The sequence below is a fragment of the Arthrobacter sp. C9C5 genome (genome assembly GCF_013359735.1).
In the GTDB taxonomy this organism is placed as follows: Bacteria; Actinomycetota; Actinomycetes; order Actinomycetales; family Micrococcaceae; genus Arthrobacter.
The window spans coordinates 227659-250177 of sequence record NZ_JABFMX010000001.1 but is presented as its reverse complement, the minus strand read 5'-3'; the positions used below and the strand labels follow the sequence as shown (position 1 = coordinate 250177).

The 22519-nt window shown below is 68.4% G+C and carries 20 protein-coding genes; 8 read left to right on the top strand and 12 right to left on the bottom strand.

Annotated elements, in window-relative coordinates; translation table 11 throughout:
- Complete coding sequence (locus tag HNO80_RS01215; protein WP_175321018.1) at positions 1 to 648, top strand: acVLRF1 family peptidyl-tRNA hydrolase; 648 nt, start codon at positions 1 to 3, stop codon at positions 646 to 648.
- 114 nt (positions 649 to 762) lie between these two features.
- Here HNO80_RS01215 and HNO80_RS01210 read toward each other — a convergent pair whose 3' ends face one another.
- Together HNO80_RS01210 and aspS are read right to left on the bottom strand one after the other, a co-directional pair.
- The gene (locus HNO80_RS01210; protein WP_175321017.1) at positions 763 to 1551 is read right to left on the bottom strand and encodes a GNAT family N-acetyltransferase; all 789 of its coding nucleotides are present in this window, start codon (positions 1549 to 1551) and stop codon (positions 763 to 765) included.
- Positions 1552 to 1637: 86 nt separating this feature from the next.
- Positions 1638 to 3419, bottom strand: a complete 1782-nt coding sequence (gene aspS / locus HNO80_RS01205; RefSeq protein ID WP_175321016.1) for an aspartate--tRNA ligase — start codon at positions 3417 to 3419, stop codon at positions 1638 to 1640.
- Positions 3420 to 3540: 121 nt separating this feature from the next.
- Between aspS and HNO80_RS01200 the strand changes: the two genes are divergently transcribed.
- Complete coding sequence (locus HNO80_RS01200; RefSeq protein WP_175321015.1) at positions 3541 to 4854, top strand: APC family permease; 1314 nt, start codon at positions 3541 to 3543, stop codon at positions 4852 to 4854.
- A gap of 13 nt (positions 4855 to 4867) precedes the next feature.
- Here the strand turns inward: HNO80_RS01200 and hisS are convergent, their stop codons facing one another.
- Positions 4868 to 6232 (bottom strand): histidine--tRNA ligase, encoded by a 1365-nt coding sequence (gene hisS / locus HNO80_RS01195; protein WP_175321014.1) that lies wholly within the window; start codon positions 6230 to 6232, stop codon positions 4868 to 4870.
- 224 nt (positions 6233 to 6456) lie between these two features.
- Between hisS and HNO80_RS01190 the strand changes: the two genes are divergently transcribed.
- The 3 genes from HNO80_RS01190 (at position 6457) to HNO80_RS01180 (ending at position 9756) form a co-directional block, all read left to right on the top strand.
- Complete coding sequence (locus tag HNO80_RS01190) at positions 6457 to 7263, top strand: peptidylprolyl isomerase (RefSeq protein ID WP_175321013.1); 807 nt, start codon at positions 6457 to 6459, stop codon at positions 7261 to 7263.
- A gap of 61 nt (positions 7264 to 7324) precedes the next feature.
- A complete protein-coding gene (locus HNO80_RS01185; RefSeq protein ID WP_502707794.1) occupies positions 7325 to 8980 on the top strand; it encodes a DUF349 domain-containing protein in 1656 nt (551 codons plus the stop codon).
- Between the two features lie 92 nt (positions 8981 to 9072).
- Entirely contained in the window at positions 9073 to 9756 is a 684-nt protein-coding gene (locus tag HNO80_RS01180) for a type IV toxin-antitoxin system AbiEi family antitoxin (RefSeq protein ID WP_175321011.1), read from the top strand.
- A 13-nt stretch (positions 9757 to 9769) separates the two neighbouring features.
- On the opposite strand, the gene HNO80_RS01175 is transcribed toward HNO80_RS01180, so the two are convergent.
- The 9 genes from HNO80_RS01175 to pdxT all read right to left on the bottom strand — a co-directional run bounded on the left by HNO80_RS01175 (position 9770) and on the right by pdxT (position 19702).
- The gene (locus tag HNO80_RS01175; protein ID WP_217500395.1) at positions 9770 to 12163 is read right to left on the bottom strand and encodes a RelA/SpoT family protein; all 2394 of its coding nucleotides are present in this window, start codon (positions 12161 to 12163) and stop codon (positions 9770 to 9772) included.
- A gap of 144 nt (positions 12164 to 12307) precedes the next feature.
- Positions 12308 to 13315 carry a protein translocase subunit SecF gene (secF, locus tag HNO80_RS01170; protein WP_175321010.1) on the bottom strand — a complete coding sequence of 336 codons (1008 nt, stop codon included), beginning with the start codon at positions 13313 to 13315 and terminating at the stop codon, positions 12308 to 12310.
- The gene (gene secD, locus HNO80_RS01165; protein ID WP_175321009.1) at positions 13316 to 15076 is read right to left on the bottom strand and encodes a protein translocase subunit SecD; all 1761 of its coding nucleotides are present in this window, start codon (positions 15074 to 15076) and stop codon (positions 13316 to 13318) included. It lies immediately after the preceding gene.
- 106 nt (positions 15077 to 15182) lie between these two features.
- Complete coding sequence (yajC, locus tag HNO80_RS01160) at positions 15183 to 15611, bottom strand: preprotein translocase subunit YajC (RefSeq protein WP_175321008.1); 429 nt, start codon at positions 15609 to 15611, stop codon at positions 15183 to 15185.
- Positions 15612 to 15824: 213 nt separating this feature from the next.
- A complete protein-coding gene (ruvB, locus tag HNO80_RS01155; protein WP_175321007.1) occupies positions 15825 to 16946 on the bottom strand; it encodes a Holliday junction branch migration DNA helicase RuvB in 1122 nt (373 codons plus the stop codon).
- On the bottom strand, positions 16939 to 17583 hold the full coding sequence (gene ruvA / locus HNO80_RS01150; protein WP_175321006.1) for a Holliday junction branch migration protein RuvA: 645 nt from the start codon (positions 17581 to 17583) through the stop codon (positions 16939 to 16941). Before ruvA ends, ruvB begins: the two co-directional genes overlap by 8 nt.
- 83 nt (positions 17584 to 17666) lie before the next feature.
- The gene (gene ruvC, locus HNO80_RS01145) at positions 17667 to 18245 is read right to left on the bottom strand and encodes a crossover junction endodeoxyribonuclease RuvC (protein ID WP_175321005.1); all 579 of its coding nucleotides are present in this window, start codon (positions 18243 to 18245) and stop codon (positions 17667 to 17669) included.
- The gene (locus tag HNO80_RS01140) at positions 18242 to 18997 is read right to left on the bottom strand and encodes a YebC/PmpR family DNA-binding transcriptional regulator (protein WP_138769205.1); all 756 of its coding nucleotides are present in this window, start codon (positions 18995 to 18997) and stop codon (positions 18242 to 18244) included. The genes ruvC and HNO80_RS01140 overlap by 4 nt, the downstream gene beginning before the upstream one ends.
- Positions 18998 to 19000: 3 nt before the next feature.
- Positions 19001 to 19702, bottom strand: a complete 702-nt coding sequence (pdxT, locus tag HNO80_RS01135) for a pyridoxal 5'-phosphate synthase glutaminase subunit PdxT (RefSeq protein ID WP_175321004.1) — start codon at positions 19700 to 19702, stop codon at positions 19001 to 19003.
- A gap of 91 nt (positions 19703 to 19793) precedes the next feature.
- Between pdxT and HNO80_RS01130 the strand changes: the two genes are divergently transcribed.
- Genes HNO80_RS01130 through HNO80_RS01120 form a run of 3 tightly spaced genes read left to right on the top strand, consistent with a single transcriptional unit; the run spans position 19794 to position 22491 of the window.
- Positions 19794 to 21158, top strand: a complete 1365-nt coding sequence (locus HNO80_RS01130) for a DUF1727 domain-containing protein (protein ID WP_175321003.1) — start codon at positions 19794 to 19796, stop codon at positions 21156 to 21158.
- Positions 21155 to 21952 carry a type 1 glutamine amidotransferase gene (locus tag HNO80_RS01125; protein ID WP_283810421.1) on the top strand — a complete coding sequence of 266 codons (798 nt, stop codon included), beginning with the start codon at positions 21155 to 21157 and terminating at the stop codon, positions 21950 to 21952. The genes HNO80_RS01130 and HNO80_RS01125 overlap by 4 nt, the downstream gene beginning before the upstream one ends.
- Before the next feature lie 29 nt (positions 21953 to 21981).
- Positions 21982 to 22491, top strand: coding sequence for a GNAT family N-acetyltransferase (locus tag HNO80_RS01120; protein ID WP_175321104.1), 510 nt, complete (start codon positions 21982 to 21984; stop codon positions 22489 to 22491).
- Positions 22492 to 22519 lie beyond the last annotated feature (28 nt).

The window sequence follows — 22519 nt, the reverse complement described above, 5'->3', positions numbered from 1 at the left end:
ATGGCCAGCCCCGACACCCGTGTGGCGTTCGTCTCCGGCGAACGGCTGCCCGGCTGGGCGGAGCGGTTCCGCGCCAGCCACGGGGAGCTGCGGGAGGAACCCGACGACGCCGGCCTGCGGCTGCTGGCCGCCGACGGCGCCACCGCCCTGCTGCTGCCGCCCTGGCCGGACGGCGGCCGGCCCGGCCGCGGGAACGATCCCCTGGCCCGGCTGGCGTCGCTGGCCTCGCAGCCGCGCCGGCTCGGCCTGGTGCTGGTGCGCCGCGGCGGCTATTCGGTGGCGGTGGTGTCCGAGGGCCGGGTGCTCGCCGCCAAAACCGGGACCCGGCATGTGCAGTCCCGCACGGCGGCCGGCGGCTGGTCCCAGCAGCGCTTCGCCCGCCGCCGCGCCAATCAGGCGGACGCCCTGGTGGAGGCCGTGGCCGAGCATGCCGCCCGGATTTTCGCGGACCACAGCATCGAATACCTCGCCCCGGGCGGGGACCGCACCTTGGCCGAGCAGGTACTTGCCGAACCCGTGCTCAAGCGCTACGCGACCCTGGTCCGGCTGCCGTTCCTGGACGTCCCGGACCCGCGCGCAGCCGTGCTGAAGAAGGCCGCAGCGGACCTGTGCGCGGTGCGGATCATGGTCACGGATCCGCCGGCGTAGGAGCCGGCCCCTCGCCCCGGCCGTTTCGGCGGTTCCGTGCCCATCCCTGCCCACTCAATGCTGCGCACCACCTTGTGCGCAGGGAACCGTCGAAACGGCGGGAGGGATTCCCGGTCAGCAGCCGGTCAGGTGTCGCTTGGGCCGCTCCTGCCGGTACAGATACCGGCCGGACTCCTCGAAGCCGGCACGGGCGTAGAGTTCCTGGGCCCCGGTGTTGGCAGCCGTGACGAGCAGCCAGTAGCCGGCCAGGCCCAGGCGCGTGTCCTCGCCCAGCAATGCGTGCAGCACCCTGGCGGCGTAGCCCCGCCGGCGTGCGTCGGGGCGGGTCGCCATGCAGTAGAGCCCACCCCACCGGGGGCTGCCAGGTTCCACGACGGGCACGGCAAGGCGTCCGACGGCGGCGGGGGCGCCGTCGTCGTCCCGCACGAGGGCGTAGAGCGAGGGGCAACCCGTCAGGATGCCGCGGGCCACCTCCAGTGCCGTCTCGTCGCCGCGGCCGTCGACGCTCCACCACAGCTGCAGCCACTCGCCGGAAGGCTCCTTGGAGAGCTCGACACCGCGGCCCGAACCCGGAGCAGGAGTACCGCCGTCCCGGACCAGGACGAGGGTTTCGGACTGGCGGGTGAAACCTTCGGCATCGAGGAGGGCGTTGAGCGGCGCGGAGCGCGGGTCGTCGAAGACCTGGAAGATCAGCGGCTGGCGGCGGGACCGGTACCAGAGCCGGGCGTCCCGGAGCGCGGCGAGCTGTGCGTGCGGGTCGGCTCCCGGTTGGCGGGGCCACACCGAGTTGGCCCGCTGCGTCACGCCCGAGGCAGCCCGGAGCACCCAGCCGCCGGACTCCTCACGGTCGGCGGCAGGCCACGCGGCGTCCATCAGGGCCTCAAGGCCGGGCACTGCTCCCATGTTCGAATCCTCCGTCAAAAGGCTGCCCGTTCCACGGCAAAGGCCCCCCGGTTGCCCGGGGAGCCCTTGCTGCTGATCAGGTCAGGCTACTTGGAGCCCTCGTCCTTCTTGGCCTCCGGCTTGAAGTCGACGCCGGCCTCCTTGCGCTGCTGCGCCGTGATGGGCGCGGGCGCCTGGGTCAGCGGGTCGTAGCCGCCGCCGGACTTCGGGAAGGCGATGACGTCGCGGATGGAGTCCACGCCCGCGAGCAGCGAGACGACGCGGTCCCAGCCGAACGCGATGCCGCCGTGCGGGGGCGCGCCGAACTTGAAGCCCTCGAGCAGGAAGCCGAACTTCTCCTGCGCATCCTCGTGCGAGAGGCCCATGACCTTGAAGACCCGCTCCTGGATGTCGCCCTGGTGGATACGGATGGAGCCGCCGCCGATTTCGTTGCCGTTGCAGACGATGTCGTAGGCGTAGGCCAGTGCGGTTTCCGGGTCCGTGTCGAAGCTGTCCATGAATTCCGGCTTGGGCGACGTGAACGCGTGGTGCACGGCCGTCCACTTGCCGCCGCCGACGGCGACGTCGCCGGACGCGACTGCTGCCGCTGCCGGTTCGAACATCGGCGCGTCGACGACCCAGCAGAAGGCCCAGTCACTCGGGTTGATCAGGCCGGTGCGGTGGCCGATCTCAACCCGGGCGGCGCCGAGCAGCGCACGGGACGGGGTCTTCTCACCGGCGGCAAAGAAGATGCAGTCGCCCGGCTTGGCGCCGACAGCTTCGGCGAGGCCGGCGCGTTCGGTCTCGGTCAGGTTCTTGGCCACGGGGCCGGCAAGTTCGCCGTCTTCCTTGTACAGCACGTAGGCGAGGCCCTTGGCGCCGCGCTGCTTTGCCCATTCCTGCCAGGCGTCGAGGGCCCGGCGGGCCTGCGAGGCGCCGCCCGGCATCACGACGGCACCCACGTAGGGCGCCTTGAAGACACCGAAGTTGGTGTCCTTGAAGAACTCGGTGAGCTCGGTCAGCTCCAGACCGAAGCGCAGGTCCGGCTTGTCCGAGCCGTAGCGGGCCATAGCGTCGTTGTAGGTGATGCGCTGGATCGGGGTGGGAATCTCGACGTCGATCAGCTTCCACAGCGCCTTCACGATGCTTTCGCCGAGGCCGATGATGTCATCCTGCTCCACGAAGCTGGCTTCAATGTCGAGCTGGGTGAACTCCGGCTGGCGGTCGGCGCGGAAATCCTCGTCGCGGTAGCAGCGGGCGATCTGGTAGTACTTCTCGAAGCCGCCGACCTGCAGGAGCTGCTTGAAGAGCTGCGGCGACTGCGGCAGCGCGTACCAGGAACCCGGTGCGAGGCGGGCGGGGACAACGAAGTCGCGGGCGCCTTCCGGCGTCGAGCGCGTCAGCGTGGGTGTCTCGATCTCGACGTAGCCGTCCTGGTGCAGCAGCTCGCGGGCTACCCGGTTGGCTTCGGAGCGCAGGCGCAGGTTGCGGGCGGGGCCCGGGCGGCGCAGGTCCAGGTAGCGGTGCTTGAGGCGGGCTTCCTCGCCCACTTCAACGTGCTCGTCGATCTGGAACGGCAGCGGGTCGGAGGTGTTGAGGATGGTGACCTTCTCGGCCATGACCTCGATCTCGCCGGTAGCCAGCGCCGGGTTCTCGTTGCCCGCGGGGCGCTTGGAAACGGTGCCGATTACCTGCAGCACGAACTCGTTGCGGAGGCCGTGGAAGACCTCTTCTTCGCGGACGACGACCTGGGCGACGCCCGAAGCGTCGCGCAGGTCCACGAATGCGACACCACCGTGGTCACGACGCCGGCCGACCCAGCCGGCGAGGGTTACGGTTTGTCCAATGTGCTCGGAGCGAAGCGATCCGAGGTCATGTGTGCGCAGCACAGCACGCCTTTCTGAAGAAGACTGAGGGAAAATCAAAAGCGATATTAAGGAATGACGCTCTTTTTGATCGCTACTGGAACGATCCCGTTCGAGTTTACCCGTTGAAAAGGACCCACCCGCCATGGCAACTCGGCATCACGGAACCCATTCCGGTGGCCGGCCCGGCCAGCAGCAGCTCCAGCGCCGGCTCGGCGTCTTCGATTCAACGGCAATCGGCCTCGGCTCGATGCTGGGCGCCGGCGTGTTCGTGGTCTTCTCCCCCGCCGCCGCCCTGGCCGGGCCGCTGCTGACCGTCGCAGTGGCCGTGGCCGGAGTCATCGCCTACTGCAACGCCGTCGCGTCGGCGCAGTTGGCGGCTAAATACCCTGCCAGCGGCGGTACCTATGTTTACGGCCGGCGGCAGCTCGGCGAATGGCCCGGCTTCATCGCCGGCTGGGGCTTCGTGACGGGCAAGACGGCCTCTTGCGCGGCAATGGCGCTCACATTCGGGCACTACGTGGCGCCGGCCTACGCTACGCCGCTGGCGGTCGCCGCCGTCGTGGTTCTCACCGGGGTTAACCTGCTCGGCATCACGCGTACGGCACTGCTGACCAGGATCCTGCTTGCCGTGGTGCTGGCCACGCTGGTGTTCGTCGCCGTGGCGTCGCTGCTGGGCCCGCACCCGGAAGGGGCCGCGGCAGTGACGGCGGCTCCGGCATACCCCGCGGCGCTCTCCGCCGGCGGGTGGGGCGTCCTTCCTGCGGCCGGGCTGATGTTTTTTGCCTTCGCCGGATACGCGCGGATCGCCACACTTGGCGAGGAGGTCAAGGACCCGACCCGCACCATCCCGCGGGCCATCCTGGCCGCGCTGGCCGGCGCCTTTGTGATTTACCTCGGACTCGCTGCCCTCCTGCAGTGGCACCTGCCCGCTCAGCAGCTGGCGGGTTCGACGGCGCCGCTGCTGGATGCGGTGGCAGCCTCCCGGCTCAACTCCGGCGTTCCCTTCGTCCAGGCCGGGGCGGCGGCCGCGTGCCTTGGCGCGCTGCTGGCCCTCATCACCGGGGTAGGCAGGACCACCCTGGCCATGGCACGGGAAGGCGACCTGCCCGCCCCGCTGGCACGGGTGGGCGGCGCACACACGGTTCCGTTTGTGGCGGAACTGGCCGTCGCTGCCGTCGTCATCGTCCTGCTGCTCAGCACCAACGTGATAACCGTGGTCGGATTCTCGAGCTTCGGGGTACTGATCTACTACGCCGTGTCCAACGCCGCGGCCTTCACCCTGGAGGGCCGGCCCTGGCACGCCCCGCGCTGGCTCAACGTGATGGGCTTCCTCGGATGCCTGGTCCTGGCGCTCACCCTGCCGCCCGCTTCGGTGCTGGGCATGGCTGCCGTGCTCGCGGTCGGGATAGCCGGACGTTTCCTGGTGCTGCAGCTTCGCCGGGGCAGCGGGAAATGAGCGCGCGGAAGGTTTAGGCCCTGGTCACGCGGACGTGCAGGTCCTCCTCGGCCGGCGTCCAGCTGGCCGGATCGGCGTCGCCCTGTTCGCCGGTGCGGATGTCCTTGACCTGGTGCTTGCCGTCGTCGTCGGTGAACCAGACGAACGGGATGCCGCGGCGGTCGGCGAACTTGATCTGCTTGCCGAACTTCTCTGCCTTTGCCGCGACCTCGGTGGCGATTCCGCGGGCCCGCAGCTGCGCCGCGACGTCCTGCGCCGCGCCCCAGCTCTCGTCGTTGTTGAGCGCCACCAGCACGGCGGTGGGCACGGCCCGGGACGCCTTGGCCAGCTCCTGGCTGAGCATGCGCGACACCAGCCGGGTCACGCCGATCGACAGTCCGACGCCGGGGAACTTCCGGTTGCCCTTGCTCGCCAGCGCGTCGTACCGGCCGCCGGAGCAGATCGAACCCAGCTGCTCGTGGCCCACCAGGACGGTTTCCACCACGGTTCCGGTGTAGTAGTCCAGCCCGCGGGCGATGCTGAGGTCCGCGACCACCTTGCCCGGCGCGCGCTGGACGGCGGCGGCTATGACCTGCTCAAGCTCGTTGAGGCCTTCCTCGAGCAGCTCGTTGCTCACGCCGAGCGCCCGGACCTGCTGCACGAAGGAGGTGTCCCCGGTGCGGATTCCGGCCAGCTTGAGCGCGGCCTGGGCCTGCTCCTCGGTGGCGCCGAGCTCGGTCTTGAGCAGCTCCGCGACCTTGGCCGCGCCGATCTTCTCGAGCTTGTCGATGCTGCGCAGCACGCCGGCAGTGTCGGTCAGGCCGATGCCGTTGTAGAAGCCCTCGGCCAGTTTGCGGTTGTTGACCCGGAGCAGGAAGTCCGGGATCGGAAGGGCGCCCAGCGCCTCCGCGATCACCAGCGCGATCTCGACGTCGTAGCGGAACGGCAGCTCGCCGTCGCCGACGATGTCGATGTCCGCCTGGGTGAACTCGCGGGCGCGACCCTCCTGCGGACGCTCACCGCGCCAGACCTTCTGGATCTGGTAGCGCCGGAACGGGAACGCCAGGTAGCCGGCGTTCTCCACGACGTAGCGCGCGAACGGCACGGTGAGGTCGTAGTGCAGGGCCAGGGCGTGCGGATCCGCTTTGTGGGACGCGGCTGGGTCGGTCGCAGCGTCGCCGGCGCCCTCGTCGTCCTGCAGCCGGCTGAGGCCGTAAACCTCTTTGTCGATTTCGCCCTTGCGGAGCAACTGTCCCACCGTCTCCACGGCACGCGTCTCGATGGAGGAGAAGCCGTGCAGTTCAAAGGTCCGCCGCAGGGTGTCCAGCACATGCAGTTCCACCAGCCGCTCCTCGGGAAGCCACTCGGGGAATCCGGACAGGGAGGCGGTGCGTGCCATGGTGGAATTTTCTCCTCTGATAACGACGGCGGCTGCAACGGCCGCGGCGTCGCGCGCTGACCGGCCAGTCGTGCATAAACTGTGTGCGGCAGTCAGTTTATGCTTTCGGCGCGCGCATCTCTAATGCGCAGCTCTAGGGCGGCGGCTGCTGGCAGCTTGCGTGTTGCCCCCGGATCAGCGCCGACGGCGCGGCCCGGGGTGCGGCCCTACAACCAGGAGGACTTTTGGCGGCCAGTTCACGGAGCGCCCGCGAAGCCAAGCGGCGCGTCCAGCAGATGGAGGCGAAGCGCGAGCTGCGCCGGGAGCAGGACAAACGCCGGAAACGCGACAATCTCCTCGCGACCGCCGGCGGCGCCGCCGCCCTCGTCCTCGCCGTCGTGCTGCAGCTGACGGTGTTTTCCAGCAACCCCAGCGAGGACGAGTTCAAGGCTGCGGAGGCCGGGCTGCAGAGCCCCTCGGCCTCCGCGACACCGTCCCCCGCCGCGAGCAACGGCGCGAATATTCCGAAGCCGGAGACCGCGGCCGGCAAGACCTTCACCGGCACCCTGGCCCTCAACCGCGGCAACCTGGGGGTCTCCCTGGACGGCAGCAAGGCCCCGCAGGCGGCCGCCGTGTTCAAGTCCCTCGCGGACAAGAACTTCTACAAGGGCCTCAGCTGCCACCGGCTTACCACCGCCGCGTCCTTCGGCGTGTTGCAGTGCGGTTCCAAGTCCGGGGACGGCAGCGGCGACCCCGCGTACACCTGGGGCCCGCTGGAGAACACCCCTGCCAACAACAAGTACCCGGCCGGCACCATCGCCGTGGCACGGACCGGCGGCAACGCGTACGGCAACGGAACCCAGTTCTTCATCGTCTACAAGGACACCGTGATCCCCGCGGACGCCGCCGGCGGCTACACCGTGGTCGGCAAGGTCACGTCCGGGCTGGATGTGGTCAGCAAGATTGCGGCGGCCGGCGTCAAACCCGGCGCCAGCGCCACGGACGGCGCACCTGTGGAACCAGTCACGATAGACTCGTTCTCTCTGAAGTAACCAGCCGGGGCCCTCGCGGCCGCGGTGCCGGTATTTCCCTCCAAGCGAAAGACTTCTAGCGGTGACAGACAGTCAGAAATCCGACGAAACAATGGCAGCAGCTGCCAACGAGACCGAAGCCGAGGTTACGGTGACCGACGCGGCCAACGAGCCCGGCGGCGCCAACGCGGCAACGCCGGAAGTGCAGGAGGCGGCCGCGGCGGAGCCCGCAGCGCCGGAGGCCGACCCAGCAGCCGCCCCGGCAGAGGCGGACGTGCAGGCTGAAGCCGAGGCAGCAGTCCAGCCCGAGGCCATTGCGGAACCCGAGGCCGTTGCCGAGCCCGCCGCAGAATCCGCACCGGATTCCCGCCCGGCCCCGGCTCCCGCGCCCCGTCCGGCCCCGTCACCCGCCGCCTTCGCTGCACGCCCGAAGGCAACGCCGTCGCTGGCCGCGCCCGCCGCCACCCCCGCTTCGAGCGCCACATCGCTTGCCGAGGCAGCACGCTGGGGCCGCGTCGAAGGCGACGGCCACGTGTTCCTGACCATCGATGGCGAGGAATATCCCGTCGGCCAGTACCCGGGCGTCAGCGATGATGAGGCCCTCGGCTACTTCGCCCGCAAGTACGACGACGTCGTTGCCCAGATCGTCCTGCTCGAGCAGCGCGTTGCTTCCAAGGCTCCCGCCACGGACATGCAGAAGACGGTCACGCACCTGCGCGAGCTGCTGGCCGAGCGCAACATGGTGGGCGATCTCCGTGCCGCGGAGGGCCGCCTGGACACGCTGTCGGGCCAGATCACCGAACTCGAAAAGACCGAGAAGGCGGAGCACGACGCCGTCCGCGCGGCCGAGCTCGCTGCCCGCGAAGCGATCGTGGCCGAGGCCGAGGAGATCGCCGGGCACGACCCCGCGCAGATCCAGTGGAAGACCTCCAGTGCCCGGATGAACGAGCTCTTCGAGAGCTGGAAGACCGCCCAGAAGAGCGGCGTCCGGCTTGGCCGCAGCAATGAGGACGCGCTGTGGAAGCGGTTCCGCGCCGCCCGCACCGTCTTCGACCGCCACCGCCGCGCGTACTTCTCCCAGCTGGACAGCAATAACTCTGCGGCCAAGGCTGCCAAGGAAAAGCTGATCGGCGAGGCCGAGGCGCTGTCCTCCTCAACCGATTGGGGCTTCGCCGCCGGCGAATACCGCCGCCTGATGGATCAGTGGAAGGCATCGCCGCGCGCCAGCCGCAAGGACGACGACGCCCTGTGGGCGCGTTTCCGCGCCGCTCAGGACGTCTTCTTCACCAACCGCCAGGCCGCCAACGAGGAGATCGACCAGGAGTACGGGGCGAACCTCAAGGTGAAGGAAGCCCTGCTGGTGGAGGCCAACGAGCTGCTCCCCATCAAGGACCTCGCCGCGGCCAAGAAGGCGCTGCAGTCCATCCGTGACCGCTGGGAGGAAGCCGGCAAGGTTCCCCGCGCGGACATGGGCCGGATCGAAGCCGGCCTGCGGAAGGTGGAGGACGCCGTCCGCCACGCCGAGGACGAGAACTGGAAGCGCTCGAACCCGGAAACGAAGGCCCGCACCAACAGCGCCCTCTCGCAGCTTGAGTCTGCCATCGCGGGGCTCAAGGACGATCTGGCCAAGGCCGAAAAGGCCGGGGACGAGCGCAAGATCAAGGCAGCCCAGGAGGCCCTGGAGGCCCGCCAGGCCTGGCTTGAGCAGCTCGAGCGGTCCGCCAGCGAACTCTCCTAGGTGTAGAGGCCAGCAACAGGCCCCGCCCCGGTTATCCACATGACCGGGACGGGGCCTGTTTCGTGTCCGGGGCCAGGCGGCACGATGGCTGAATGACCTTGCGCCCCGGCTACCCCGCCGCCAGTCACCCGCGTGCCGGCCCCGCGGCTGCCGGCCAGCCGGCTTCCAGTCCCGGCCAGCCCGGCGGTGCCCCGCCGGTGCTCTACTCCCCCGGGACGCTCTTCTCCTGGGCGGAGCTGCAGGCCATGGCGTACGACGGCGTGCTGACGCAACTCTCCCAGCGCGGTTACCTGCCGCCCGGCGCCGCGTCCACCCCGCAGCTGCGCGCGCGGGCGGCCGCCTGCACCATTCCGCCACCAATCCGGCAGCGGGTGGTCGCGGGACGGATGACGGCGGCGTGGATCTACGGCTGCGCCGGGGAACCGGACCGGACCGCCTTACTCGTGGACGCCAACCGGCGCGTTTCGAGCCTCCGGGCAACCCGCGGTTGCACCTTCCATGAGGTCCGGCTGGGGCCGTTCGACGTCGTCAGTCTCGGCGGGCTCATGGTCTCCAGCCCGCTGCGGACGGCGGTGGACATCGCCCTGCATGTGGAGGCAGAGCGGGCATTGCCGGCCCTCCGAGCCTTCCTGGCCGCTCCGGAGCTCGAGGTGCGGCTGCGGCTGCTCATCCGGGCGGTGGAAGCCACGCCGCGGCTGCCGTACCGGAAGTCGGCCCTGGCGAAGCTCGCGGCCCTGCTGTCTGAACAGGACCGCGGCACTGTTCCGGACTGCTAGCCGGGCCGGGATGCTAGCTGCGGCGGCGGTTGCCCGTGGTCCGATAGACGTCGAAGACACCGTCGATACGCCGGACGGCGCTGAGCACGTGGCTCAGGTACTTCGGATCGCCCATCTCGAACGCGAACTTGGAGATCGCCACCCGGTCGGTGGAGGTGTGCACGCTCGCGGCCAGGATGTTGACGTGGTTCTCGGAGAGGACCCGGGTGACGTCGGAGAGCAGGGACTTGCGGTCCAGGGCCTCGACCTGGATTTCAACCAGGAAGACGCTGGACTGGGTCGGCGCCCACTCCACCTCAACGATCCGGTCCGGCTGGTCCATCAGGCCGGACACGTTGGTGCAATCGGTCCGGTGCACGGAGACGCCGGATCCGCGCGTGACGAAGCCCAGGATCGGGTCCGGCGGCACCGGGGTGCAGCAGCGTGCCAGCTTCACCCAGACGTCGTCCACGCCGCGGACCACGACGCCGGAGTCCGAGTACCGTGTCTTGGTGACCTGCGTCGGGATCGAGATCTCGGTGAGGTCGTCCTCGGGAGTTTCGTTCCCTCCGAGGCTCTCGACGAGCCGCTCCATCACGGACTGGGCCGAGGTGTGGCCGTCGCCCACGCCCGCGTAGAGCCCGGAGATGTCCGCGTACTTGAAGTCCTCGGCAATCGCGGCGAGGGCGTCGTGCGTCATCAGGCGCTGCAGCGGAAGGTTCTGCTTGCGCATTGCCTTGGTGAGCAGTTCCTTGCCGCGGTCGATCGCCTCTTCGCGGCGTTCCTTGCTGAACCACTGCCGGATCTTGTTCCGCGCTCGGGCGCTCTTGACGAAGTGCTGCCAGTCCTGGCTGGGGCCGGCGCCTTCGGCCTTGGAGGTGAAGATCTCCACCCAGTCGCCGTGGTTGAGTTCGCTGTTGAGCGGCACGAGTTTGCCGTTGACGCGCGCGCCGATGGTCCGGTGCCCCACTTCGGTGTGGACCGCGTACGCAAAGTCCACCGGCGTCGAACCGGCCGGGAGGGCCATGACCTCGCCCTTGGGCGTGAACACGAACACTTCGCGGGCGTTGATCTCGAAGCGCAGCGAATCGAGGAACTCGCCGGGGTCGGAGGTTTCCTGCTGCCAGTCCACGAGGGACCGCAGCCAGCCCATGTCCCCGTCGCGCGGGCTCCCCGGACCGGCCGCCGTGCGGTTGGGCTGGTCCTTGTACTTCCAGTGCGCGGCGACGCCGTATTCGGCGCGGCGGTGCATCTCATGGGTCCTGATCTGGATTTCCACCGGCTTGCCGCCCGGGCCGATCACCGTGGTGTGCAGAGACTGGTACATGTTGAACTTGGGCATCGCGATGTAGTCCTTGAACCGGCCCGGAAGCGGGTTCCAGCGCGAGTGCATTGCTCCGAGGGCGGCATAACAGTCGCGCACGGAGTCGACGAGAACCCGGACACCCATCAGGTCGTTGATGTCGTCGAAGTCCTTATCGCGGACGATCATCTTCTGGTAGATGGAGTAATAGTGCTTGGGCCGGCCGGTGATCGTGGCCTTGATCTTGGCCGCGCGCAGATCCTCGGTGATCTGGTTGCGGATGACGGCGAGGTTCTTCTCCCGCTCGGGGGTGCGGTCCCCCACCATGCGCACGATTTCCTCGTAGACCTTGGGGTACAGCGCGGCGAAGGAGAGGTCCTCGAGTTCCCACTTGATCGTGTTCATGCCGAGCCGGTGCGCGAGCGGCGCAAAGATCTCCAGGGTTTCCCGGGCCTTGCGGGCCGAGGACTCGGCTGAGACGAAACGCCAGGTGCGGGCGTTGTGCAGCCGGTCGGCGAGCTTGATCATAAGCACGCGGATGTCCTTGGCCATGGCAACGACCATCTTGCGCACGGTCTCGGACTGGGCGGCCTCGCCGAAGCTGACCTTGTCCAGCTTGGTCACGCCGTCGACCAGCATGGCGACCTCCGGACCGAACTCCCCCTTGAGATCATCCAGCGTGTACGAGGTGTCCTCGACGGTATCGTGCAGCAGCGCGGCGGCCAGCGTCGTCCCGCTCAATCCCAGCTCGGCCAGGATCGTCGCCACGGCCACCGGGTGCGTGATGTACGGGTCGCCACTCTTGCGCTTTTGTCCGCGGTGGCATCGTTCCGCCACGACGAAGGCGCGCTGGATGAGTTCGAAGTCGTCCTTGGGGTTGTTGGCGCGCACGGTGCGCAGCAACGGCTCCAGAATCGGCGAGTAGGAGGGCGTTCCGCGGCCGGTCAGGCGCGCGAGCCGGGAGCGGGTGCGTTCGCGGCGTCCGGGGAAGGTGGGCCGGGTTCCGGAGTTGTCGACGGGCACGGCCGTGTCCGGGCGTCCGGCAGCGACCACGCCAGTCTGGGGCCCCTGGCCGGTAGCCTTATCCGCCGGGGCTGCAGGCACCGGCGTCGAACGTTCTTCCAATGAAGCACCTCTCACAACCCGTTAATTATTCAAGTCTATTCCCGCAGCAGGATACTTCGATAACCGGGACCAACGGCCACGGGCCGGAGAACGTCGCGGGGACGTTCTCCGGCCCGTCGGGCGGTCTTCTGCGGGGCCTGCCGGCTAGGCCGTGGCAGGTGCCGCCTTGGCGGCATGCTCGGCCCGGCGCTGCTGCACGCGCTTGGCCTGCTTGATCAGGTCCGGCTCCCCCTGGCGCAGCCAGGCGTACAGCGGGGCGGCGACGAAGATGGTCGCCGCGGTGCCGATCAGGATGCCCACGAACAGCGCCAGCGACAGGTCCCGCAGGGTTCCCGCGCCCAGCAGTCCGGCCCCGATGAAGAGGATGGCGCCGACCGGCAGGATGGCGACCATCATGGTGTTGATGGAACGCACCAGCGTCTGGTTGACGGCGAGGTTCACTTCTTCGGCAAACGTGCGCCGGGTGGATGCCTGCAGATCCGCGGTGTTTTCACGGATCTTGTCGAACACCACGACGGTGTCGTAGAGCGAATAGCTGAGCACCGTGAGGAAGCCGATGACGGCCGAGGGGGTCACCTCGAAGTCACTCAGCGAATACACCCCGGCCGTGACGAACATCGTCACCGCCATGCCGGCCAGGGCGGACAGGGACATTTTCCAGGTCCGGAAGTACAGCGCCATCAGGACTGCGGCAAGGCCCACGAAGATGGCGAGGCCGAGCAGTGCCTGCTTGGTCACGTCAGCGCCCCAGGTGGGCCCCACGAACGTCGAAGTGACCTCGTTGTCGGTCACGCCGTAGGCCTTGGTGAGGCCTTCCTTGACCTTGATCACCTCATCGTCGCTGAGCTTGTCCGTCTGGATGCGCATCGTGTTGCCGGCAACGTTGGCGACGCGCGGCAGGCTGCCGGAGACGACTTCCTGGACCGCCTTCTCGCCGAGGGCGGCGTCGCGGTCCTTGACGTTGGAGACCGTGAACTCCGAGCCGCCGCGGAACTCGATGCCCAGGTTGAATCCGCCCTTGGCGATCGGCAGCAGGATGGAAAGCGCGACGGCGGCCGCGGCGATCAGGAACCAGATCTTCTTGGAACCGACAAAGTCGTACGAGCGCTTGCCCGTGTAAAGCTCGTTACCGAAAGTGGCGAAGCTGGCCATTTACTTGCCCTCCTTGGACGCGCTTTTGGAGGAACCAGCAAGCTGTTCCTGCTTTTCCGCGAGGCGTCGTTCTGCAATGGTCATCCGGCGTTCGGCCTCGGCCGCGGCACCGGTGTTCTTGGCGCGCGGGGCCGCAACCGGCCGGTCCTCCGGCGTACGGATCCGTCCCGCTCCCCGGTACAGGGGCACGGCGCCGAGCCGCTTCGGGTCGAGGCCGGAGAACTTGTGGCCTTCGCCGAAGAACTTGGTGCGGGCCAGGACCTGCAGGGTCGGGTGCGTGAACATGAAGACCACGATCAGGTCGGCGATTGCGGTCAGGCCCAGGGTGAAGGCGAAGCCGCGGACGTTGCCCACCGCCACGAAGTACAGCACGAGGGCTGCCAGCAGGTTGACGGCCTTGGAGGCCAGGACGGTCCGTTTGGCCCGCTTCCAACCGTTCTCCACGGCCGAGACCAGGCCGCGGCCTTCGCGGAGCTCATCACGGATGCGTTCGAAGTAGACGATGAACGAGTCCGCCGTCTGGCCGATTGCCACGATGATGCCGGCCACACCGGCCAGCGAGAGGCGGTAGTTCTCGGTCCAGCCGAGGATTGCGATGGCCAGGTAGGTCAGCGCACCGGCGACGACGAGCGAGGCGACGGTGACAAAGCCGAGCGCCCGGTACTGGAACAGCGAGTAGACCACAACCAGCAGCAGGCCGATCAGGCCGGCAAGCATGCCCATGCGCAGCTGCTCACCGCCGAGGGTGGCCGAGATCTGCTGGTCGCTCTGGATCTCGAAGCTGATCGGCAGGGCGCCGAAGCGCAGCTGGTCGGAGAGGGCCTTGGCGGACTGCTCGGTGAAACCACCGGTGATCTGCGGGCGGCCATCGGTGATGACGGCCTGGGACCGCGGGGCGGAAATGACCTGGTCGTCCAGGACAATGGCGAACTGCGACTTCGGGTCCGAACCGGTCTCACCGCCGGCAGCGACGTAGAACTTGTTCAGCCGCTCGGTAACCGTCTTGAACTTGGCGGTGCCCTCGTCGTTGAACTGGATGTCGACGGCCCACTGGTTGGTCACCGCGCCCTGCGCGCCGCGCTGCAGCTGGAAGGACGAGGTCGTGATGTCCGAGCCCTTGACCTCAACCGGGCCGAGGATGTACTTGATTGCGGGCCTGCCGTCGGAAGCGGGCTCGCAGGTCACCAGCGGCTTGGCCGGGTCGGAGCGTTCCTGCTTGTCCTGGGACGGGTTGTCGCAGTCGAGCGCCTCAAACTTCTTGTAGACGTCCGCGGTGACCCAGTTCTCGTCGCTGCTGTTCTTCGGCGCTGCGGTCGGCTTGGGCAGCTTGTCCGCCGGGGTCCGGGACGCGACCGGAACGGCTGCGCCGGCGCCGGCCTGAATGACCGGGCGGAAGTTCATGTCGGCCGACGCCTGGATCAGCGCACGGGTCTCCTTCGACGGAGTGCCCGGAAGGCTGACGACGACGTTACGACCGGACTGCGTGCTGATTTCAGCTTCCGCGACGCCGGAGCCGTCCACACGCTGGCGGATGATCGCCACGGCCTGGTTGAGCTGTTCTTCGTTGATGTCCGAACCGCCCTCCACCCTGGGCGCCAGGATCATCTGGGTGCCGCCTTCAAGGTCCAGTGCCAGCTTCGGAGCCCAGCTCGCCTGCCCGGCCATGGTGCCGCCGGCCAGGACGGCAGTCAAGACGGCGAGAATTACGCCAAGCCAGACCAGCACCCTGAGGGCTGAGTTTTTGGGGCCAGTTCGTGCCATTGTCGATCTTTCTATTGTTTACGGAGGAACCGCCGGTGCGGCCTGTCAGGCCTGCACCGGCGGATGCCCGCGCACCGTAGCTTCGCGGGATAGCTCAGGAGGCAGACTAGCTGTCTTTCTTGCCTTCGTCGTTCAGGCGGCGCAGGGTTTCGTCCGGCGTTTCGTTGCGGGGCGTCTCACCGGCGGTGGCGGCGCCGTCGACGCCGTCGACGGTGGCATCGGTCTTGCCGAGGGTCAGCGAGGAGGCGTCGTCGGGAACAACCGTGGGCTCCTCGGCCGCAACAACCGGCTCAACAATCTTCGTGACGGCCTGGCGGTGCACGGTGGCGGTGTTGCCCGGGGAGAGCTCCAGGACAACCTTGTTCTCGGCGTCGTCGATCTCAACGATGCGGCCGAACAGGCCAAAGCTGGTCATGACGTCAACGCCGGGGCCGAACTTCGACTGGAGTTCCACCTGCTGCTGCTGCGTCTTCTTGTTGCGGCGGAACATCATGAAGACGAACACGCCGAGCATGACGAACAGGAGAATTGTCATTGGATCCAAGGGGAAAGTTCCGTTCTGTACTTGCGAGCTGGTTTCACAGCAACGTCCGTTCCGTTCCGGGGCCGCCTGGTGTGGACCCTGGCAGTAAACCTGGCAGAAAATCATGCCCGGCCGGCAGCGGCTAGTGGTAGCCGCACACGGAAACAAAGGCCCGAACGTGCCGAGCGTCATACCAGTCTAGAGGGAAAAGGTCACTAGCGAGTGCTATTGACTATTACGGATCCATTCCGGATCGACTTCCCCCTCGGCATCCACGCCGAAGCCGGCCGGTCCACCAGCGGCGGCGCCGGCCTGGAACAGGTCCAGCGGATCCTGCCCGAACGCGCCGGCAGGCACCGCAAAACCCAGGTGGGTCCACGCCGGGGCAAGAGCAATCCGGCCGCGGGGCGTCCGGCCCAGCAGGCCCTCTCGGACCAGATAGGGTTCGGCGACTGTTTCCACCGTTTCGGTTTCCTCGCCGACGGCGATCGCCAGGGTGGACAGGCCCACCGGTCCGCCGCCGAACTTGGTGATCAGCGCCTCCAGGACGGCACGGTCCAGGCGGTCCAGGCCGCGTTTGTCCACTTCGTACATGTCGAGGGCAGCCGACGCCGCCCGGGCGTCGATCTGATCCACGCCGTGCACCAGCGCCCAGTCCCGGACGCGGCGGAGCAGGCGGTTGGCGATGCGGGGCGTGCCCCGGGACCGGCCGGCGATCTCGCTGAACCCGGCCGAGTTCACCTTCAGGTCAAGCAGGCCCGCGGAGCGCCGCAGCACCAGCTCGAGCTCCTCAACGGAGTAGAACTCGAGGTGGCCGGTGAAACCGAACCGGTCCCGCAGCGGCCCCGGCAGCAGCCCGGCGCGGGTGGTGGCGCCGACCAGGGTGAAGGGCGGGAGCTCGAGCGGGATGGCGGTGGCCCCGGCGCCCTTGCCGACGACGATGTCGACGCGGAAGTCCTCCATGGCCATGTAGAGCATCTCCTCGGCCGGGCGGGACATCCGGTGGATCTCGTCGAGGAAGAGGACTTCGCCCTCGGACAGCGAGGAGAGGATGGCGGCCAGGTCTCCGGCGTGCTGGATGGCCGGGCCGCTGCTGATCCGCAGCGGGGCGTTCATCTCTGCGGCGATGATCATGGACAGCGTGGTCTTGCCCAGACCGGGCGGCCCGGACAGCAGCACGTGGTCGGCGCTGCGGCCGCGCATACGGGACGCCTCCAGGACGAGGGAGAGTTGCTTGCGCACCCGGTGCTGGCCCACGAAATCGTGCAGGTTCTTGGGCCGGAGGGCGGCCTCGATCGCGCGCTCCTCGGGCTCCTCTCCCCCGGCGACGAGCGACGGCTCAGCCACGGGCGCCTACCCGGTTTCCGGCGCGGGCGCCGTCCTGGCCCAGCCAGCGCAGCGTGGCGCGGAGGATTTCCGCGACGTTGCCCTGCTCGGCGAGCTCCGGGGAATCGGCCAGCGACTTGTCGATGCTGGCGGTGGCGTCCTTCTCGGACCAGCCCAGGCTCGTCATCGCGGCAACCACCTGCGGCTTCCAGACGGCTTCGGCGGACACGGCCGGTGCGGAGCCTCCGGGCGTGCCGTGCGGGACCAGCTTGCCGGCCAGTTCCAGTACGATCCGGCCGGCGACCTTGGGCCCGATTCCGGGAACCTTGGTGAAGGCCTTGCCGTCACCGGAATGCGCGGCGACGCGGATCGCCTCGGGCTCATGGACGGCCAGGACCGCCAGGGCCAGGCGCGGGCCGACGCCGCTGACGCTGAGCAGCACGTCGAAGACCTCACGTTCGTCGTCGCTTGAGAAGCCGAAAAGGGTCAGCGAGTCTTCGCGCACGATCAGGGAAGTAAAGAGCTTGCCCTCATCCCCGACGCGGAGCTTGCTGAGGGTCTGCGGCGTCGCGTTGACGCTCATGCCGGCGCCGTTGAGGTCGATCACTGCCGAGGACAGGCCGACGTGCGCTACGGTTCCGCGGAGAAAACTGATCAAGGCCTGGCTCCTGGGTTTACGGCTGGGTTGGCAGCCGGCTATCCGAACATATCTACGAATACCCTAGCAAGCGCCCCGGACATTCAGCGCGCGCGGCGCGCTTTGGCCTCCGCGTCGGCCCAGGCGCGCTGGGCCGGGGTGAGGGACTGGCTGCCCGGCCCTGTGGTGGCCACCGCGGCACCGCTGCCGGCCCGCCACGCGTGCGTGATGGCCAGTGCCAGCGCATCGGCGGCGTCGGCTGGCCGCGGCGGGGCATCCAGCCGCAGGATCTTGGTGACGAGCTTGGTGACAGCGTCCTTGTTGGACGTTCCACTGCCGGTCACGGCGGCCTTGACCTCCGAGGGCGTATGCAGCGCCACCGGGATGCCGCGGCGCGCGGCGGCCGCGATCACGACGCCGGAGGCTTGGGCCACACCCATGACCGTGCTGACGTTGAGCTGGGAGAAGACACGTTCGACGGCGAGGACCTGCGGCTCGTACTTGTCCAGCCAGTCATCGATCGAGGTGGCGATGACGAGCAGCCGCTGGTCCAGGTTCTCCTCCGGGGAGGTGCCGACGACGCCGAAGGCCACCATGGTGGCGCGGCGGTTCTTCTCGACGTCCACGACGCCGATGCCGCAGCGGGTGAGGCCCGGATCGACGCCGAGGACGCGAAGGGTCACTCGGCTTCCAGTGCGGCCTGCACTTCGTCGCTGAGGTCTGCGTTGCTGTAGACGTTCTGGACGTCGTCGAGCTCTTCGAGGGCGTCCACGAGCTTCATGAACTTCTTGGCGGCGTCGAGGTCCAGCGGCACCTGCATGGAGGGCACGAACTCGGCCTCGTCGGTGTCGTAGTCGATTCCGGCTTCCTTGAGCGCATCGCGGATGGCCTGCAGGTCCGTCGGTTCGGAGTGGATCTCGAAGCTGTCGCCGTTGTCCTTGACTTCCTCGGCGCCGGCGTCGAGGACGGCCATCAGCACGTCGTCCTCGGTCAGGCCGTTCTTGGGCAGCGAGACGACGCCCTTGCGGGAGAACAGGTAGCTGACCGAACCGGGATCGGCGATCGTGCCGCCGTTGCGGGAGATGGCGAGTCGGACCTCGGAGGCCGCGCGGTTCTTGTTGTCCGTGAGGCATTCGATCAGCAGGGCCGAACCCTGCGGGCCGCGGCATTCGTACATGATCTCGGTGTAGTCCACGACCTCGCCGGTGAGGCCGGCGCCGCGCTTGATGGCGCGGTCGATGTTGTCAGCGGGGACCGAGGTCTTCTTGGCCTTGGTGACGGCGAGTTCCAGGCTCGGGTTGCCGGCGAGGTCGGGTCCGCCCATGCGCGCGGCAACTTCGATGTTCTTGATCAGCTTGGCGAACGACTTGGCCCGGCGGCTGTCCAGGATGGCCTTCTTGTGCTTGGTCGTCGCCCATTTGGAGTGGCCTGACATGCTTTACGCTTCTCCTCTGATCATTCGAATAAACAATTCGTGCACGCGCTTCTCCCCCGTCACTTCCGGGTGGAAGGAGGTGGCCAGCAGCTTGCCGGAACGCACAGCAACAATTCTAGCCGTCCCGTCGAGGGATTCCGGGTGGCCGGCCTTGGACGGTTCCACCTGGGCCAGGACCTCGACGCCCGCGCCGACGCGTTCCACCCAGGGTCCGCGGATGAACACGGCGTGCACCGGGGCCACGCCGGATTCGTCCGCGCTGAACTCCAGCCCCTTGAACTCGAGGTCGGTCTCGAACGATTCACGCTGCCGGCCGAAGGCGTTGCGGCGCACCGTGATGTCGAGGCCGCCGAAGGTCTGCTGGGGGTTGCCCGCAAGGTCCCGTGCCGGGTCGGCGATGTCCGCCGCCAGCAGGATCATGCCGGCGCAGGAACCGTAGACCGGCAGGCCGGCCTGGATGCGTTCGCGCAGCGGATCCCGCAGTTCGAAGATCCTGGCGAGCTTGTCGATGGTCGTCGATTCCCCGCCGGGAATGATGAGGCCGTCAAGGCCGTCCAGCTCGGCGGGGCGGCGGACGCCGATGCCCGTGGCGCCGGCTGCCTCCACGGCGTGCAGATGTTCACGGAAGTCGCCCTGGAGCGCCAGGACGCCGATCCGGAGGCCTGATCCCACGCCGGAACCAGGCAGAGAAAGGGGGGTGGTCATGGTGCCAGCATAATGCGCCGCGCTCCCCGGGCCGCACCGGAGCGCGCCGCCGGACCGGGTTCCATGCCGCCTCTGGGATATATTACAAAGCATGCTCTACTTCAGCGTTCCGCTCGGCAAGCTCGTCCGCCGGGTCTCCCGGCTCCGGGGCGGAGGCTCAGCCCTCCCCGGCCTGGTGGTCGAAAAAATAGACCCCGGCTTCATGCAACGGACGCTCTCCACGCTGCCGCTGGGGGTCGCCGTCGTCAGCGGAACGAACGGCAAAACCACCACCACCAAGATGGTCGTGGAACTGCTGGAAAGCCAGGGCCTGAAGGTCTTCACCAACCGCACCGGCAGCAACTTCACCCGGGGCGTGGCCGCGGCGCTGCTCGGCGAGGTGGACTGGCGCGGCCGGCTCGACGCCGACGTCGCCGTCCTGGAACTCGACGAGGCCCACGCCGTGCACTTCGTCAACAAGGTCCCGCCGCGCTACTGCCTGCTGCTGAATGTCCTGCGCGATCAGCTGGACCGCTTCGGCGAGATAGACAAGACCGCCGAGCTGCTGCAACACATCGCCGCCAAGACCACCGGAACCGTCGTCCTGAACCGCGAGGACCCGCGTGTGGCCCGAATCGCGGCCACGCTTAACGCGGATACGCAGAACACAGACACGCAGAACACAGACACGCAGAACACAGACACGCTCAATGGCGCGGCGGCCGGCGGTCCCGAGGTCCGCTACTTCGGCCTCGATGATTCGCTGCTCAGCACGTTCCCCAACGACGACGAAATGCGTGCCGCGCCGGGCAGCCCGGTGCCTCCGGCCCCCGCCAGGCCGGGTGCCGACGTCGTCCTTCGCCGCGTGGGCGCCGACGACGCCGATTTTGAGTACGACGGCGTGACGGTCAGCACCGGGATGAAGCTCCGCGGCGTCTACAACATCTTCAACGCTGCGGCTGCCCTGACCCTGGCGCGGGCCATCACGGGCGCCCGCGGCACGGGCACCGACCATGCCGGCCTGCTGACGGCGCTTTCCAACGTCGCCCCTGCCTTCGGCCGCGGCGAAAGCCTCGTCGTCGACGGCCTGCCGCTGGAACTGGTCCTGGTCAAGAACCCCAGCGGCTTCCGGCTCGGCCTGAAGTCCTTCCCGGCCGCAGGCTACGCCACGATGATCGCCATCAATGACAACTACGCGGACGGCCGGGACATGTCCTGGCTGTGGGACGTCGAATTCGACACCCTGCGCGACGGCGGCGTGGATCAGCTCTCCGGCTCGCGCGCCTACGACATGGCGCTCCGGTTGCAATACGACGACGTGGCGATCGGCGCCGTCGACACGGACATCGCCGCCGCCCTTGCCGCCTTCATCCGCGGCTCCAAGGACAAGCCGAAGCGGATTTTCTGCACCTACACCGCCATGCTGGCCATCCGCCGCGAGCTGTCCAAAATCACCACAGTGGAGGTGGTCTCATGACCCCCGCAGCCCCCGAAACCCCGCACGGGCTCTCCTTCGGGCACGAACTGCCCCCCGAGGACACCCCGGCCCCCAGCAAGGGCAGCATCCGCGTGCTGCAGCTCTATCCGCGGGACATGAACATCTACGGCGACTGGGGCAACGCCCTGGTCCTGGCCCAGCGCCTGCGCTGGCACGGGTATACCCCGGAACTGCTCGAGTACAACGTCGGGGACGAGTTCCCCGCCGGCGTCGACCTGATCGTGGGCGGCGGCGGCCAGGACAGCGGCCAGCTGGTGATCCAGGATGACCTGCTCTCCCGCGAGAGCGTCCTCAAGGAGCTCGCCGAGAACGGCACGCCGATGCTGGTGATCTGCGGGCTCTACCAGCTGTTCGGGAAGTTCTTCAAGACCCGGACCGGCTCCGTCATCCCGGGCATCGGCATCCTGGACGTCGAGACGCACGGCACGGACGAACGGCTGATCGGCAACGTCTCGGTGGCCTCCCCCGAATTCGGCACCGTGCTGGGCTACGAAAACCACAGCGGCCAGACCACGCTGGGCCCGGGCGTCGCGCCGCTGGGAACCACGGCCAAGGGCACCGGCAACAACAGCAGCGACGGCCAGGAAGGCGCCCGCTACCGGAACATCGTCGCCAGCTACCTGCACGGCTCGCTGCTGCCCAAGAACCCCGCGCTGGCGGACTTCCTGATCAAGACCGCCGTCGAGCGCAAGTACGGCAGCTTCACACCGGGCACTCCGGATGACTCGTACGCCGTGCTGGCCCGCGACCACGCGGCCCGCCGGCCCCGCTGACCAGCCGCCACATGCTGTCAGATGATTCCGTGATCGTCATTGCCCGGGACAGCCCGGCGCGGCCGGACGTCAGGCGCCTCTTGGACGAACACCTCGCGGACATGTTTGCGACCTCACCGGCCGAGAGCGTGCACGCCCTGGACCCGGACGCGCTGGCCGGTCCGGAGATCACGTTCTTGACCGCGCGCGACGGCGCTGTGCCGGGCGGCGGCGCTGTGCTCGACGGCGGCGCACTGCTCGGCTGCGGAGCGCTGAAGGACCTCGGCGCGGGCGAGGGCGAGATCAAGTCCATGCGGACGGCGCAGCACGCCCGCGGCCGTGGCATCGCCGCACTCCTCCTGACCCGCATCCTCGACGAGGCACGGAACCGCGGCTACGACCGGGTGTGCCTGGAGACGGGGTCGCAGGACTTCTTCGCTCCCGCGCGGCGGCTTTACGCGCGGCACGGCTTCGTCCTCTGCCCGCCTTTCGCCGACTACCTGCCAGACCCCAACAGCGTCTTTATGGCCCGCAGCCTGTCGGGCCCGCTGACGAACTGAGAAGCGCCGGACGCCGGAGTCCCCCAAC

Bases quoted from the DNA above. Each gene is read 5' to 3' on its own strand.
- HNO80_RS01215 (WP_175321018.1), top strand. From the start codon at position 1: ATGGCCAGCCCCGACACCCGTGTGGCGTTCGTCTCCGGCGAACGGCTG.
- HNO80_RS01210 (WP_175321017.1), bottom strand. From the start codon at position 1,551: ATGGGAGCAGTGCCCGGCCTTGAGGCCCTGATGGACGCCGCGTGGCCT.
- HNO80_RS01200 (WP_175321015.1), top strand. From the start codon at position 3,541: ATGGCAACTCGGCATCACGGAACCCATTCCGGTGGCCGGCCCGGCCAG.
- hisS (WP_175321014.1), bottom strand. From the start codon at position 6,232: ATGGCACGCACCGCCTCCCTGTCCGGATTCCCCGAGTGGCTTCCCGAG.
- HNO80_RS01180 (WP_175321011.1), top strand. From the start codon at position 9,073: ATGACCTTGCGCCCCGGCTACCCCGCCGCCAGTCACCCGCGTGCCGGC.
- secF (WP_175321010.1), bottom strand. From the start codon at position 13,315: ATGGCCAGCTTCGCCACTTTCGGTAACGAGCTTTACACGGGCAAGCGC.
- secD (WP_175321009.1), bottom strand. From the start codon at position 15,076: ATGGCACGAACTGGCCCCAAAAACTCAGCCCTCAGGGTGCTGGTCTGG.
- yajC (WP_175321008.1), bottom strand. From the start codon at position 15,611: ATGACAATTCTCCTGTTCGTCATGCTCGGCGTGTTCGTCTTCATGATG.
- HNO80_RS01140 (WP_138769205.1), bottom strand. From the start codon at position 18,997: ATGTCAGGCCACTCCAAATGGGCGACGACCAAGCACAAGAAGGCCATC.
- pdxT (WP_175321004.1), bottom strand. From the start codon at position 19,702: ATGACCACCCCCCTTTCTCTGCCTGGTTCCGGCGTGGGATCAGGCCTC.
- HNO80_RS01130 (WP_175321003.1), top strand. From the start codon at position 19,794: ATGCTCTACTTCAGCGTTCCGCTCGGCAAGCTCGTCCGCCGGGTCTCC.
- HNO80_RS01125 (WP_283810421.1), top strand. From the start codon at position 21,155: ATGACCCCCGCAGCCCCCGAAACCCCGCACGGGCTCTCCTTCGGGCAC.